Raw genomic sequence first — 13,014 nt, 5'->3', positions numbered from 1 at the left:
CGGCGTCCTCAAGGCGGTCGGGCTCGGCGCGGACATGGTGCACCGCACCGAGCGTCTCGGGATCACCGACTCGACCACCGACGCGCAGCGACGGGCCATCGCCCAGGCCGAGCAAGACCAGAGCGTCCAGCGGTCCGCGTTCGTCACATGGGCCGGCCAAGTCCTCGCGCGGACTGGCTGAGACCCCCCGACCGGCCGCGGGTGCGGCAAGGGCACCCTTGCCGCACCGGCCGTGCTGCTCCCGTACAGCAAGGCGGCCCTCGCCGCACAACCGGTGCAGCACGGTGCCAGCGCGGGACAACCGGCCGGGCAGTGCGGGACGACTGGGCCACGCAGGGACAACCCCGCCGCGTGCCCCGGTGCTGCGCAAGGGGCGGTGCACAGTGCTCCGATCCCCGCCCGTTTCACCCCCGGGGGGAAACGGCGCTGGTCACAGGGCTAGCATCCCGATCATGAGTTTCTCCCCGGGGGTTAATGCGGTGGTGGCTGAGCCGATGCTGTTCGGCGGGCCGACCTGCGCGGTGTGCGGCACGGAACTGGCATGGGGCGGCAAGGGCCGCCGGCCGAAGTACTGCTCGAAGAAGTGCTCGTCGAAAGCCGACCGCGCCCGGGAGAAGGAGAAGCAGGAGAAGGCCCTCGCCGCGGCCTCCGAAACGCCCCGGGGCGAAACGGGGCTTCCCGACAGCCCGACCGACGACCCGCTGGCGGCCGAGCTCCTCGCCCTCGGCGAGGAGCTGTCCCGACACAACCGGGTGCTGCTGCTCCAGCTCGACGCGGCCCGCAGCGACGGCGCCCCGGCCCTTGCACGCCAAGCGGTCGACGATGCTCTCCGCGCCGCCCACACAGTGATGCAGCGCCACCGCAAGCTGGCCGAGCAACTGCTCGCCGACCACCCGACCCAGACTCAAACGGCGGGACAACCCGCCGCGGTGCCCGCCGAAACTCCCCGGGGCGAAACCCGACCCGGCCTCGGCACCACCCCCGGAGCGGCCAAGACGTCGGCGGCCACCGTGCCCGTTCCCCGCCCCGAGGCCGCCACCCCGGATCCGGACGCCAGACCCGCCGCCCAATCCCCCCGAGGAGAAACGACCACGGAGCAAGGCGCCGCCCACACCACCGAAGGGGCCTCGTCCGCGACCGTTGTCCCCCGGGGCGAAACACCGCCCGCCGCCGAGCCCGCCGAAACCGCGCCCGCTGCGCCCCGGGGAGAAACCCCGACCGGCGGGACGGGGCTGCGCGACCTGGTCGACCGGCACCTGGCCCAGCAGAGCACCCCCGCCCCCGCCCCCGCGGAGCCGGACCGGACGGTGACCGTGCCGCGCGACCCGCTGCTGCGCGGCCTGCCCCGCAGCATGGACATCCACATCCCGCTCGACCCGCAGACCTTCGGCTACAACTGGTCGCTGACCGGATGGACGGTCCAACCCGACGTCCTGGTGGTGCTCGGCGAGGGCCATCCGGTCGGCTGGGTCGAGCGAGGCCTGGACGGCGGCAACGACTGGGTCGCCGTGTTCGAGGGCTACTTCCTCGGCGACCCCGCCACCCAGGAGGCGGCCCTGCACGCCACCCCGCAGCAGGCCGCCCACACCGTGCACCGTGCCTACATCCTGAACCTTTGACAGGCAGGACCCGGCTACGACAGCAGAGCGTCTGCGGCGGCCCGAAGTTCGGCATAGGCGTCCAGACGCTCGTCGTCTTCTGGCCGCGATAGCCGGCGTCGCGCCTCGACGTCGCCGAACTGCGCGTGCCAGGCACGGTCGCGGGTGACCCACACGGCCAGGCCCGACGAGTCGGCGAACTGATCAGCGGTGATGTCCACGATCAGGCCGTTGCGCTCCAGCCAGGCGTGGCTGTGCGGCATCGCCGGTCCGACCGGCCGCTCGCCGACCACGCATTTCCACTCGCCCCGGCCGCGGTCCGTCAGGTACTCGGCGAGCAACAGCGAGGCATCCAGACAGGCCCCTGTCGGAAAATCGCGAAGTCCGTACAAGGTCCAGCTCCGCTCAGCCAACTGGAAGGCCGCGGCCTCCAACGCCCATCGGAACCGCTGCGCGTCCTGTCGGATCAGCTCCTCCTCTGTCACGTCCTCAGTGTCGTCCCGGACGGAACCTGCGACGCCCTTCGGAGTGACTCCCGTCACGGACATACCGGGAGGACAAGGGACCGGACCGGGGTGAATCGGGCGGGACAAGGCGCCTGGGCAAGGGGTGGGGTCAGACCGCGGACAAGGGGTCGGTGTGCAGTGTCGGCCGCACCCGGGCGCTCGCTCGGGTGCCGGGGCCGACCACCGCGCCGGATCCGGTCTCCTACAGACGGAAGGCCACCGATGACCACCACCCCGCTTGCTGCGCCCGACCCGGACGACGGCGACCAGTGCGCCGACCACCTACTGGATGGGGCGGCGAAGGCCTCGCCCGTCCGGGGCAAGGGGCCCCGCCGCGCTACCGCAGACACCTCCGCCGGCACCTCCATGCCCCCGGCGGCGGCCCGGCCAGTTTTTGCAGGCCAGCGGCCCCGGTCAAGGGGACGCGGGCGTGGCGACAACCCTCTTCTCCCTGATGCTGAGGTGCGGTGGGAACGGGGTTCGACACAGCCGGTCAGGAAGGGAGTCCTGGTGTCGCTTGCCCTGTTTCAGCGCGCCACCGCACGTGAGCTCTGGCATCTGGTCCTGCCGGGCCAGCGGAACGACAAGGCGACCCGCGACGCCATCGGCGACCTGGAGGACGCCGGGAGGGTGCGGGAGGAACTGCGCCTTCCGGACAACCGCAAGCTGTGGACGCTGACCGCGGCCGGGCGCCGCGAGGCCGCCGGCCTGCTCCCGGCCGGGACCAAGCTGTCCGCGCTGCGCCCCGAGCGCGACGGCCCAGGCACGGCGTTCTCCGAGCACGCCCTGGACGTCGTCGCCACCGCCGGCCTTCTTGCCAAGGGCGGGTTCGGTCACCTCGGCGCGTTCACCACCGAGGTCGAGCACCCAATTCCGCACCGCCGCTCACTCTTCACCGACCTCGTGCTGCGCGACCCCGGCGCGAAGACGCCGGTGCTCCTGGTCGAGGTCGACCGGGAGAACGAGAGCGTCGGCACGCTGGCGGAGAAACTCTCCTCCTACCGCGCCTGGTGCGAGCTCCCGGCGAAGGGCACCGCCAAGGCCGCCGCCGAAGCGGGCCTGCGCCGCTGGGGCGCCCGGACCCACGACCTGCGGCTGTGGCCCACCGTCTACCCTGCCACCGGCCGCGAGGGCCTGCCCCCGGTCGCCCTGGTCCTGGAGGCCGGCCGCAAGCGCGACCGACCCGGAGCGAAGCGGCTCACCCCGGAACAGAAGAAGGAGAAGGCCAAGCGCGACCACGAGCGGCTGATGAACCGCATGGCCGACGTCGAGGCCGCCTCCAAGGCAGCCTGGTACGCGCCCGCGTACGGCTGCGACGCCGTGCACGCCCGCAACTACCACCGCGCCCTTCCGGTCGTGGCCACCACCCTGCCGCTGCTGCGCCGCTGCGGCGCCGACGCCCCGATCTGGCACCGCTTCGGCCGCCGCGGCTGGCACACCCTCGACCAGGCGCTCGACAACCGGGACGGCGACGAGCTGCTGCACGCGGAGCAGGATGCCGCCGAGCAGGTCCGCCAGGAACGGCAGAAGGAGGAGCGCGAGCGTCGCCGCCCGGCCTGCCGCCGCTGCTCGGAGAAGTTCACGGATGAGCGGTGGGCCGAGAAAGAACAGGCCTGGAAAGACGACGGGCTGTGCGCCGGCTGCCGCCAGGACGTGGCCGGCCAGAAGGCCCGGGAAACTGCCGAGCGCGAGCGGGCCGCCGCCGAAGCCGCAGCGGCCGTGGCGAATCGCGCCCGTTCCTGGTGGCGTCGCTCGTGACCCGGCCCGTCTCAGTCCTGCGGCTGGGAGTCCCACAGGTTGACGGTCCGCCGCAGGCGTAGCGGCTTGTCCGCCGGCCCCTTCACGACCGGGGGGATGATGCGCTCCCCGTGGGTGCAGCCGCAGTCGGCGTGCCTGCCGGGTCCACGCAGTGCGAGCGGCGGTGCGGGCGCACCGGCCACCGGCAGGACCACTGCGGGGCCCGGCGGCCCGTCGAGGCGGCGGCCACCCTGGTCCGTCCTCATCCTGTGCCGGGTCAAGCCGCTGACCTGCGGTGGGGAGTTCGGCCACCATCGCCGACCTGCGGTGGTGAGCTTCGCCGGTGGCTGGCGAGATTCACCCTGGGGACGCTGGTGAGTTTGCCCGTCCGGCCTGGTGAGTTTCGGGTATCGGCGCAGGTCAGTGGCTGGCGAGAACGGGCTGCGGTACTCCGTCCGGGTGGTAGCGGGGTTCGGCCCGGCGGTGTGGTGGGCAGAGCCTGCGACATGACGACACCCCCGATCAGGCGCCGCCGTCGCCGCCGTTCCGCCGCGCCCGTTTCCGCTGCGCCGGTCCGCGCCCCGAGACTGCCGGCCCCGGCCCGGCCGGGTGGCGGCGGGTGCTGCCGGACCTGGTCCAGCGAGCACCTCACCCAGGGCGGCCTGGTCGTCCGGACCACCTGGCACGAGCCCGCCTGTCCGACCTGGGCACGGCGGTGACCACCAACGGCGCGTGCGCCGGGCCGGTCCGCGTGCGGGTGTGCGCGGTCCTGGTCCACGACGGCCGCCTCTGCCTGATCCGCCGCCAGCGCCCCGCCGGCCTTTCAGCACTTCCTGCCCGGCGGCTTGGTCGAGGACGGCGAGGACCCGGCGGACGCGCCGCGCCGGGAACTGCTCGAAGAGCTCGGGCTCGACCTGGCGGTGCTGCCGGCGTTGCCGGTGCTCCGCTTCATCCAGGACCAAGAGACCGAGCGGCCGGGTGAGACCACGCCGTTCCGGCGCCGGCACCTGGTCTTCACCGCCCACCTGCCGCCCGGCTCCACCGCGCCGTCGCCCGCACCGAGCGGGACGACCCCGGCCAGGCGCCGGTGGTGTGGATGCCAGTGGCCGACGCGGCCGGCCTCCACCTCTACCCGAACATCGGCCGCGTCCTCGACCACGCCACCCGGCCCGGCACCACCGGCGGCCCGCTGCTGCTTCCGGCGATGACCGACGCCCCCTACCAGTGGCGCTGAAGCCGGCGGCGGGTCGGCCGGGTAGGGTCGCCGGATGCACGATCAGCACCACCACACCCGCCCCGGCCCCGAAGACGCTCCCGGCCCGCCAGACGGAGAGCGGGCACTGTGGGACCAGACGGTCCAAGCGCTCGCGGCCGCCGGCATCGACGTCGTCCAGGCTGGGGACGGCCGCCCAGGCGCGGTGCTGGAATTGGGCCCGCGTGGCCTCGGCGTCTCGGTGCGATGGCAGGCCACCAACCAGGCCCCGCTGCCCGGCGGCGTCCTCGCGATCAACGTTTGCCGTGGCGAGCTGCCCACCGCCCGCCGCCTTCAGAACCTGATTCTGGAAGCCCACCTCGTGGGCGCCGGGCTGCGCACCGCCTACGCCGGACAGCATCTGGCCGTCGTGCGCCCCGACGTGGTGATCCCGGACAAGTCCCGCCCGGAACGGGTCACCGCGCCGGTTGCCCCGGCCGCGCCGGTGCCCCTGACCGGGGCGGTCGTCCCGGCCCGTCATGCCCGACGCCGTCGCGGGTGGCCGGCCCGTTGGTCCCTGCACCGGGCCGGACGGTAAGTCAGCCCCGCGGCATCCGGCGCCGCCCACAGCCTTCCCGCAGGCCGCCCGAAGGTTCTAGGGTGATCGGAAGATCACGGGGAAGGGCCTCACATGGCGAAGACGATCGCGGCCGCCGTCCTGTCCGATACGGTCTGGGGCGGGCCCGACCTGCCGCCGTCCGCTCCCCGGCAAGCGGTCGACTGGCAGGAGCTGAAGAAGGTCCTGCGGCTGATGCCGAACAACGACTTCCCCGTCACCATCGACGCGGACGGCAACCTCCGCTTCCGCTTCCGGTAGCGGGGCGCCGCCCCCTCACCCGTCGTACGTTGGCCACGGCCCGGCGCACGCCCCGAGGATCAAGGCCTTCCGCCGTCACACGGCCTCAACCACAGGGTCGTCGATGTGCTTGAGCCGGCTGCGGGCGATGACCCGGTCCTCGCCGGACAGCTTGGCCCAGTACTCGTCGGCCCACACCACGTGAGAGGCCCGGCGCTCGGCCTCCTCCAAGCGGGCGGACTCGGCCAGCTGCTCCTCGCTCAGCCCCTGCCGGGCGGCCTCCAGATCGCTGCTCCACGACGGCAGTGCGGCCAGGAAGGCGAGGCGCTCGGCCTGCACGGCCATCAGCGACCGCTGCGCCGCGATCAGGTCGGCGGTGTACTCGAAGGTCTTCTGCTCTTTGCCCACGGCAGGGAATCGTACGTGCGACCGGATCCAGCGTCCGGCTGCGCCCCGCCGATACCTTGATGACCGCCCCGGGACGGCTCACCAATACCTTGATGGCCAGGTCACGGGGCGATAACCCCACAGGTCGGAACATTGGTGAGAGCGAGCCGGATACCTTGATGCCCGCCCCTTCCGGGACGGGCATCAAGGTATCGGTGTCGGTGCGGGTCAGGGCATGGTGCCGGTCAGCTCCACCAAGGGCCCGGTCCGGCCTCGAGATCGGCGATCGACCACCACACGTCGGCGCCCGGGCCTTCCTCCTCCAGGTCCTCCAACTTGGCAACCATCGCCGGGACGGTGCGCAGCATCTTGGCGACGTACCGGGTGCGGGCGATGAGCTCCAGGTCGTCGGCGCGGTGCGCGAAGCCGGCCTGCCCGGTGCCGGTGAGGACGAACAGCAGCCTGGGGAAGCGCACGTAGCGGCGCTCCCACAGCGGCACGCCGCCGTCCTGCGCCTCGATGGTGCCAGGCCGCACACCGGCCGGCAGTGGCGCGGTGGCCCAGTAGCGGGCGTAGGCGTTGAGCTTGGCGGCCAGCCGGGGCCCGCCCATGGTGCCGCGGTCGACCTCGACGAACGCCAGGTTGGTGACCCGGGCATCGTCCGCGCTGGTGCGGCTGTAGTAGAGCAGGCCGTCCGGGCGCACGGTGCCCTCGCGGCCTTCGGCGAAGCGGTGGGTGATCTCCGGGATGAAGTCGAACGGCCCGTAGGCGTCGCCCCGGCGGCGGGCGTCGGCGAGGAACACGAGGTGGGTGCGCACGACGGCGAGCTGGTGCCACAGCGTGTACTTGAAGGCGCTCTTGTCGCCGGGCGTCCTCGGGGCGGGGATGTCCGCCAGCTCGGGGAACGCACCGGCGACCCTGGTCCCGTGCTCGGTCAGGTACCAGCCCCTGGTCCGCCCGGACTGGGGCAGGACCAGCTCCTCGGCCAGACCCTCGTCGCGCAGCCGCCGCAGCCGGCCACGCATCTTCTCGATGCCCGCGTCCGGGGCGGTCAGCCGGCGCAGCTGCTCGGCGGTGGCGATCCGGAACTGGAACAGCGCGGCCACCACCGCCCAGGTGATCTCCACCTCCCGCGCCTCGCTGTCCGGCTCCGCGCCCGTCCTCGCCCTGGCCTTCGTCCTGGCGCCGTCGTCCTTCGTCATCGCAGGGGTTCCCCTTCGGCTGGGCGCGGAGCCGGGTGCTCCACGCGGTCGCCGAAGGGAACCCCGCGAACCTTGGCGGATACCTTGGTGAACAGCCCCCCTGGCCACAACGATCACGTAACGGCACCTACCAACGTTGGCGGTCGCCACCTTGATGGCGGGCCGGACACCCTGATGGCCGTGTGCGGCACCTTGATGCCGGGGCGGGAGCCGGACAGAACCCGATCGTCCCGGTACTGGGCATACCTCTACGGTGAGCCCATGACTGCTGCTGCCACCGGCTTGGTGGGTATCGCCTTCGATGGCTTCAACCAGGCCCGGGTCCGTCTCGCGCGCACGATCGAGGAGAACACGAACCTCTACGCCGTCACGGTGCCAACGATGGAGACCGCCTACTGGGCCAGGGCTCTGGACGAGCAGCTGGTGAAGGCCGACCCTGCCTACAGGGCAGCCCGTCAGCAGTGAGAAGGAACCGTGATCCGCGGCCTGCAGTGGCTGCGCAACCGCACCACCCACGCTCTGCCACTGACACTCCGCGCCGTTGGCGGGCTTTCCACCCCGATCACAGTCCCGATTACCCTCCCGTCCCACTCAATCATCTGGCACCACGCCGACCAGCTGCCGCCCGAAGACCCCAACTACACGTCGCCCGCCGGCCGGAGCGCCTACAACACGGCCTTCGCACACAAGCCGCTGCTGGACCCACTCGACGACGTTGCCCAGTGGTTCGCCGCGGAGCGCTCCCGCCCTGGATCCGCGCTGACCGGGATGTAGGTGGCGGGGACGTCGGGGATCCCAAGACCACGCTCGGCTCTCCCGGTACAGTCGCGCCATGAGCAACACGTACGGCATCGTCATGGACGAACAGCCCAGGTACCGACACCAGTTGGACTCTCGATCCACCCGAGGTGACCGCTCGCTCTGCGGGAAGCCCTTGGTGATCGTTCCGAACGCCACCCTCTACACCGACGACTGCGTCCTCTGCCTGGAAGAACAGGTCAAGCGGAGCAACTGATCCTGCGTACTGGTCTTCCCCTCCACACGGCGTGGAGGGGAAGACCAGACTCGCGAGGGGGCCATGCCTACAGCTCCCAGGCCCCGCACAGCGGCCGCGTGTGGTCGGTAAGGGTGTGCCAGACCGCCGCGCTGGTGCCGTGCTGCTCGAGGTCGTCCAGGCGGGCTGCACCGGCCTTCACGGTCATCAGCATCCGGGCGACCAGCGGGTGGCCGTCGGCGATGACCTGGAGGTCGCGGATGCGCTGCCGGGCGGCGCGCTGGCCGGTGTCCGCCAGGACGAACAGCAGCCGCGGGAAGACCACGTAGTGCTGCTGCCAGGCCGGCAGGACGCTCTGCGCGCCGGCGGTGCGCCGCAGGTGCGGCGGGATCGGGTGGTGCTCGCGGAAGCGGGCGTAGCCGATCAGCTTGGCGGCGAGCTTCTCACTGGCCATGGTGCCGCGGTCGACCTCGACGAACGCCAGGTACAACCTCCGGTCCGGGCCACGGGTCGCGTAGTGCAGCAGGCCGTCGGCGATGACCGCACCATCGTGGCCCTCGCCGTAGCGGTGGTAGACCTCCGGCAGGAAGTCCAGCGGCGCGCACTCGTCCCCGGCCTCGCGGGCGCCGGCCACGAAGGCGGCCTGGGTGCGGGTGACGGCCAGGATGTGACCGACCCGCAGCCGCGCCTCGGTCTTGTCCTCCGGCAGCGGCGGCGAGGCCACGCCCTCCAGCTGGGAAGCGGGCGGCGATCCGCGCACCCCGCTCGGTCAGGAACCAGGCCCGCAGCTTCCCGGCCTGCGGGAGAGTGACGTCCTCGACCAGGCCCTCGTCCTTCAACCGGCGCAGCCGGCGCCGCATCAGCTCCAGCTTGCTGCCGGGGGTGTGCAGGACGCGCAGCTGCTCGGCCGTGGCCATCCGGAACTGGTACAGCGCGGCGACCACGGCGTGGTCGATCTCGGGCGGCGTCGCCATCACGGGCTCCTCAACGTCGGTGCCCACCGCCCCGGTGGCGGCGAGCACCCGTAGGTAAGCCCGCGGTTCTCACCGGATTTCTCACCAAGATCAGCCCATCCGGACACGATCCGACAACAGGTGCACTAACCGGTGCGACAACCGGTGGTGAGAACCGGTGCACCAACCGGCGGCCGCCACCTCCTTTCCGACCGGCCTGTTTCCGACTAAAAGCGCAGGTCAGGCGGCACGGTGACAAGGTATCAAGGCGAAACTCACCACCCCGACAACCCTCTCCTTCCCCTTCCTGTCCTTGGCTTTGTGGGTGGTGGTTGGCTGGTTGGGTGGGGCGGTGGCGGTGAGGGTCGCTGCGCCTGCGGCGGGCCTTTTCTTCTCTCGCGTCCGGCTGGTGCCGGCCGCTCGCGGTGGGGCGGGGGCCGGGGCGCGGGGGCGGCCCTGGAAGGCCGCCAGGCCGCCCCCGCCGCGCCCCACCGCCGTGTTCCTCGGACACGGCGGCCGCAGGCGGGCAGGGACGGCCTGGAGCGCGTCTCGGCGGGCGCCGGGCCCGCTGGTGTCAGCGCCAGTCGAGCCCGAGCGCGGCGAGCCGGTCGAGCTGCTCGGCGGTCAGCTTCGCTCGGCGGGTCTTGGTGTTGGAGATCCAGACCCCGAGCTTCACCTCCACGGTGCCGCCGTCACCGTCGGGGATCTCCTCGACGTGGCCGCGCGGCATGGTCACCGATCCGGTGCGCTCCCGGTACTGGGCGAGCGCGGCCACGCCACGGTCGAACGCGCTCGGCTTCCCGGCGCCGGCCTTCTTCTTCGGCGCCGCCTCCTCGGCAGCAGCCGCCAGCGGCTCGACGCCGAGCACGGCCAGGCGCTCGCGCTGCCCGTCCATCAGCCCCTGCCAGACGATGTGCTGGCGCTGCCGCTCCAGCCACCGGCCGACGTCCAGCCCGTGAATCGTCACCCCGGGCAGCAGATCACCGAGCTGTGCCCCGCCGTCCAGGCAGTCGGCGACGGCGGCGTAGTGGCGCTGCCAGTCCAGCGGCCATGCCGGGTTCCAGTCCGGGTCGATCTCCGCGAGGGCTTCCACCCGGTCCGGCCGGCCATCCAGGACGCCGGGGCGGCGCTGGTTGGACAGCCACTGCCCGACCGGCTTGTCCAGCGCGGTGGCGGTGCGGGGTGCGGCCAGGGTGCCGTGGTGCTCGAAGTACTCCCGGCAGGCGGCCAGGTTCTCCTCCCAGGCGGCGTCCAGCGGGTCCCACACCATGCCGAGCGACTCCAGCCGCTCGAACCGCTTGCCCTCCATCTCCCCGGCTGCGTACGCCTTGCGCTGCTCGCTCACCCAGTGCCCCAGCGGGTACATCTGGTGCGGGTCCAGCCCGGCCCGGGTCGCCTCGCGGTGGTCGAACGGCACCCGCAGATGCCCCTCCCGCTTGTAGTACTTCTCGGCCGCCGACCAACCCCGGGCCCAGTCCTGCCGCTCCGTGTCGATCACATTGAAGCTGACCCACTGAGCGACCATCACTGGGTCACGTGGGGCCGAGAAACGCAGCAGCATCCGGCTTTCCTTCTCGCCCTCCTGCGGCTCCGGACCGATATCAAACGACGGCTCCACGCTGTTCGTCTGCTCGGTCTGAGGGATCGCCAGCAATTCGACGGCCTCTTCGTCGTGAGCCCGCAGCGCCTGAAGGACGTTCACCAAAGGCTTGTAACTCCCGGAGGCGAACATGTCCTGCGGCGCCTCACCCTCTTTCAGGAAGACGGGCACGATCAGGCTGGCGAGCTTCCCCTCGCCAGGCTGCTGCCGCAGCGCCCGCCCGATGGCCTGGACGATGTCGTGCGGGGCGCCCTTCGGGTCCAGCAGGGCCACCGAGTCCACGGCCCGGATGTCCACGCCCTCACCCAGCACCCGGCAGTTGGCGAGCACGGCCCGCCGCGCCGAGCGCCCGAACTCGGCCAGCACCCTGGCCCGCCGCTCGCCGGCGTGCTCGCCCTTGAGCCAGTTCGCCCAGATCCGGTCCGGGTACAGCTCCGGGTCCGACGCGTGCAGCCGGGCTGCGACCTTCGGCAGGCCCTCCGCGAACGCCTGGGACTCCATGGTCCGGTGGTGGAAGGTGATCATCGTCTGGAGGCCGTGCTGCGCCATGGTGTGGAGCATGGCGGCCTGGAGCGCGCCGAGCCGCTGCCCGCGGATCTCTTCCTGGCGCCGTTCGGGGCTCATCAGCCTCTCCGGAGTGACCACCGGGTCGGTCAGCTCCACCACGATGATCTGGTAGCGCGCCAGCAGACCCCGCTTCACCGCCTCGGAGAGCGGTAGCTTCCACGCGACCGGGCCGAAGATCGCCTCGTCGTCCATGGACGCGGCCATCTCCTCCGGCATCCGCTCGTGCCGGTACCCCTCCCGCAGTTCCCAGGGCGGCGTCGGCCTCTCCTGCCAGATCCGGGGCGTCGCGGTGGCGTACAGGCGGCGTGCGGCCGGGATGACCTGCTGGTGGTGGATGTCCGCCCACGCCTTCCCCAAGCTCCCGGACGTCCGGTGCGCTTCGTCGACCACGGCCAGGTCCAGCGGCTCCAGCGCCTTGCCGTAGGCGCCCTCGAATGCCTCCGCCAGCACCCCCAGGCTGGAGTAGGTGGCGAAGATGGTGACCGGCCCGCTCCCGTGCCACATGGCCAGCCGGATCGGGTTGGTGGTGCAGCGCACGTCCATCGAGAACAGCTCGACGTCGTCCTGCATCGAGCACACCGCGACCGCCGGCCCCGTGTGTCCGACCTCCCGCCACGACTTGATGGTCTGCCCCAGCAGGGCCAGCGTCGGCACCAGGACGAGCACACGGCCGCGCGGCACCATCCGGCGTGCGGCCTCCGCGCAGATGTACGTCTTTCCGGTTCCGCAGGCCGCGTGAATCTGCGCCCGCAGCCCATTCGCCGGAATCACCCCGCCCGGCGGGATGTCCAGCGCGCGAATGATCGCGTCAACCGCCTCGATCTGGTGCTCACGCCACTTGATGGGCATTGCCCGTCCTTCCCGTGGAATGCCGGATGAGATTTACCTGATCGCACAACGCTCGCATGAGAGTCGAACGCTGGGGGGTGTGCCTGCAATCCTGACTCTACACAGTGCATCACCATGATGCACTAGGCTTGCCGAAGGTTCCCACTCCGGGGTGATGCACGGTGGTATTCGGGCATGAACCCGCACTCCGGGTGGTATGCTTCTCCCATGCAGCGCTTTCGGGGCCTGATTGGTTACGGGCATTCAGGGTGGCGGAGCGAAGCGGAGTCCGCTGGGCTCGACAGGAGGTGCTGGCCTTGACCGACCGTGAGCTGACAGGGAGTCTCGGCCCGGGGGTGGAGGACTGGGATTCCTGAGCCTACACAGTGCCGCGCGTGATGCACTCACCCCTCCCAGTGAGCCATCGGATTCCCGCTTGCGGGGATCCCGGAAATCCCGCGAAGCGGGTTTTCCGACCGCTTTAGAATTCCGCTTGCGGAATTCAATTCCCGCGCTTGCGCGGGAATTTCGCCGGAGCGAAGCGGAGGCGTGCCCTGCCCGGCGGCTTGCCGCCGGGATACCCGCTCCGGGGGG

General features: G+C 71.8%; 15 protein-coding genes and 2 pseudogenes. 10 read left to right on the top strand and 7 right to left on the bottom strand.

What is annotated here, in order from left to right:
- Together ACPC54_RS41470 and ACPC54_RS41465 are read left to right on the top strand one after the other, a co-directional pair.
- Positions 1 to 181, top strand: a 181-nt coding sequence (locus ACPC54_RS41470; protein WP_498972859.1) for a hypothetical protein, incomplete at its 5' end; no start/stop codon positions are given.
- A gap of 271 nt (positions 182 to 452) precedes the next feature.
- The gene (locus ACPC54_RS41465) at positions 453 to 1,619 is read left to right on the top strand and encodes a hypothetical protein (RefSeq protein WP_498972857.1); all 1,167 of its coding nucleotides are present in this window, start codon (positions 453 to 455) and stop codon (positions 1,617 to 1,619) included.
- Between the two features lie 14 nt (positions 1,620 to 1,633).
- Here ACPC54_RS41465 and ACPC54_RS41460 read toward each other — a convergent pair whose 3' ends face one another.
- Complete coding sequence (locus tag ACPC54_RS41460) at positions 1,634 to 2,083, bottom strand: hypothetical protein (protein ID WP_498972855.1); 450 nt, start codon at positions 2,081 to 2,083, stop codon at positions 1,634 to 1,636.
- Positions 2,084 to 2,614: 531 nt separating this feature from the next.
- Between ACPC54_RS41460 and ACPC54_RS41455 the strand changes: the two genes are divergently transcribed.
- Positions 2,615 to 3,862 carry a replication-relaxation family protein gene (locus tag ACPC54_RS41455; protein ID WP_498972853.1) on the top strand — a complete coding sequence of 416 codons (1,248 nt, stop codon included), beginning with the start codon at positions 2,615 to 2,617 and terminating at the stop codon, positions 3,860 to 3,862.
- A gap of 11 nt (positions 3,863 to 3,873) precedes the next feature.
- On the opposite strand, the gene ACPC54_RS41450 is transcribed toward ACPC54_RS41455, so the two are convergent.
- Complete coding sequence (locus ACPC54_RS41450; RefSeq protein ID WP_498972851.1) at positions 3,874 to 4,107, bottom strand: hypothetical protein; 234 nt, start codon at positions 4,105 to 4,107, stop codon at positions 3,874 to 3,876.
- Between the two features lie 579 nt (positions 4,108 to 4,686).
- Between ACPC54_RS41450 and ACPC54_RS41445 the strand changes: the two are divergent.
- From ACPC54_RS41445 to ACPC54_RS41430, 4 genes and pseudogenes are all read left to right on the top strand, one after another.
- Positions 4,687 to 4,878 (top strand): annotated as a pseudogene (locus tag ACPC54_RS41445) (NUDIX domain-containing protein); the annotation flags it as partial.
- Positions 4,879 to 4,937: 59 nt separating this feature from the next.
- Positions 4,938 to 5,075 carry a hypothetical protein gene (locus ACPC54_RS41440; protein ID WP_498972861.1) on the top strand — a complete coding sequence of 46 codons (138 nt, stop codon included), beginning with the start codon at positions 4,938 to 4,940 and terminating at the stop codon, positions 5,073 to 5,075.
- Positions 5,076 to 5,109: 34 nt separating this feature from the next.
- Entirely contained in the window at positions 5,110 to 5,631 is a 522-nt protein-coding gene (locus ACPC54_RS41435; RefSeq protein WP_498972849.1) for a hypothetical protein, read from the top strand.
- A gap of 93 nt (positions 5,632 to 5,724) precedes the next feature.
- Complete coding sequence (locus ACPC54_RS41430) at positions 5,725 to 5,910, top strand: hypothetical protein (RefSeq protein WP_498972847.1); 186 nt, start codon at positions 5,725 to 5,727, stop codon at positions 5,908 to 5,910.
- A gap of 75 nt (positions 5,911 to 5,985) precedes the next feature.
- Here ACPC54_RS41430 and ACPC54_RS41425 read toward each other — a convergent pair whose 3' ends face one another.
- Positions 5,986 to 6,297 (bottom strand): DUF8825 domain-containing protein, encoded by a 312-nt coding sequence (locus ACPC54_RS41425; RefSeq protein WP_498972845.1) that lies wholly within the window; start codon positions 6,295 to 6,297, stop codon positions 5,986 to 5,988.
- Between the two features lie 224 nt (positions 6,298 to 6,521).
- Positions 6,522 to 7,478, bottom strand: a complete 957-nt coding sequence (locus tag ACPC54_RS41420) for a replication-relaxation family protein (protein WP_498972843.1) — start codon at positions 7,476 to 7,478, stop codon at positions 6,522 to 6,524.
- A 261-nt stretch (positions 7,479 to 7,739) separates the two neighbouring features.
- Here ACPC54_RS41420 and ACPC54_RS41415 point away from each other — a divergent pair, with 261 nt between their 5' ends.
- Genes ACPC54_RS41415 through ACPC54_RS41405 form a run of 3 tightly spaced genes read left to right on the top strand, consistent with a single transcriptional unit; the run spans position 7,740 to position 8,493 of the window.
- Positions 7,740 to 7,943: a hypothetical protein gene (locus ACPC54_RS41415; protein ID WP_498972841.1), complete on the top strand. Its 204-nt coding sequence runs from the start codon at positions 7,740 to 7,742 to the stop codon at positions 7,941 to 7,943.
- A gap of 9 nt (positions 7,944 to 7,952) precedes the next feature.
- A complete protein-coding gene (locus ACPC54_RS41410; protein ID WP_498972839.1) occupies positions 7,953 to 8,252 on the top strand; it encodes a hypothetical protein in 300 nt (99 codons plus the stop codon).
- Between the two features lie 58 nt (positions 8,253 to 8,310).
- Complete coding sequence (locus ACPC54_RS41405; RefSeq protein ID WP_380641287.1) at positions 8,311 to 8,493, top strand: hypothetical protein; 183 nt, start codon at positions 8,311 to 8,313, stop codon at positions 8,491 to 8,493.
- Between the two features lie 67 nt (positions 8,494 to 8,560).
- Here ACPC54_RS41405 and ACPC54_RS41400 read toward each other — a convergent pair whose 3' ends face one another.
- The 3 genes and pseudogenes from ACPC54_RS41400 to ACPC54_RS41390 form a co-directional block, all read right to left on the bottom strand.
- Entirely contained in the window at positions 8,561 to 9,196 is a 636-nt protein-coding gene (locus ACPC54_RS41400; protein ID WP_498972836.1) for a replication-relaxation family protein, read from the bottom strand.
- A gap of 58 nt (positions 9,197 to 9,254) precedes the next feature.
- Positions 9,255 to 9,389, bottom strand: a pseudogene (locus ACPC54_RS41395) (replication-relaxation family protein); the annotation flags it as partial.
- Positions 9,390 to 9,999: 610 nt separating this feature from the next.
- Positions 10,000 to 12,441, bottom strand: coding sequence for a helicase associated domain-containing protein (locus ACPC54_RS41390; RefSeq protein ID WP_498972834.1), 2,442 nt, complete (start codon positions 12,439 to 12,441; stop codon positions 10,000 to 10,002).
- Between the last annotated feature and the right edge of the window lie 573 nt (positions 12,442 to 13,014).

The organism is Kitasatospora sp. NPDC094028, assembly GCF_049543595.1.
Lineage (GTDB): Bacteria > Actinomycetota > Actinomycetes > Streptomycetales > Streptomycetaceae > Kitasatospora.
This window is presented reverse-complemented; position numbering and strand designations above follow the sequence as displayed.

Coding starts and splice junctions, on each gene's coding strand:
- ACPC54_RS41465 (WP_498972857.1), top strand. CDS start 453: ATGAGTTTCTCCCCGGGGGTTAATGCGGTGGTGGCTGAGCCGATGCTG.
- ACPC54_RS41450 (WP_498972851.1), bottom strand. CDS start 4,107: ATGAGGACGGACCAGGGTGGCCGCCGCCTCGACGGGCCGCCGGGCCCC.
- ACPC54_RS41440 (WP_498972861.1), top strand. CDS start 4,938: ATGCCAGTGGCCGACGCGGCCGGCCTCCACCTCTACCCGAACATCGGC.
- ACPC54_RS41435 (WP_498972849.1), top strand. CDS start 5,110: ATGCACGATCAGCACCACCACACCCGCCCCGGCCCCGAAGACGCTCCC.
- ACPC54_RS41430 (WP_498972847.1), top strand. CDS start 5,725: ATGGCGAAGACGATCGCGGCCGCCGTCCTGTCCGATACGGTCTGGGGC.
- ACPC54_RS41420 (WP_498972843.1), bottom strand. CDS start 7,478: ATGACGAAGGACGACGGCGCCAGGACGAAGGCCAGGGCGAGGACGGGC.
- ACPC54_RS41415 (WP_498972841.1), top strand. CDS start 7,740: ATGACTGCTGCTGCCACCGGCTTGGTGGGTATCGCCTTCGATGGCTTC.
- ACPC54_RS41405 (WP_380641287.1), top strand. CDS start 8,311: ATGAGCAACACGTACGGCATCGTCATGGACGAACAGCCCAGGTACCGA.
- ACPC54_RS41390 (WP_498972834.1), bottom strand. CDS start 12,441: ATGCCCATCAAGTGGCGTGAGCACCAGATCGAGGCGGTTGACGCGATC.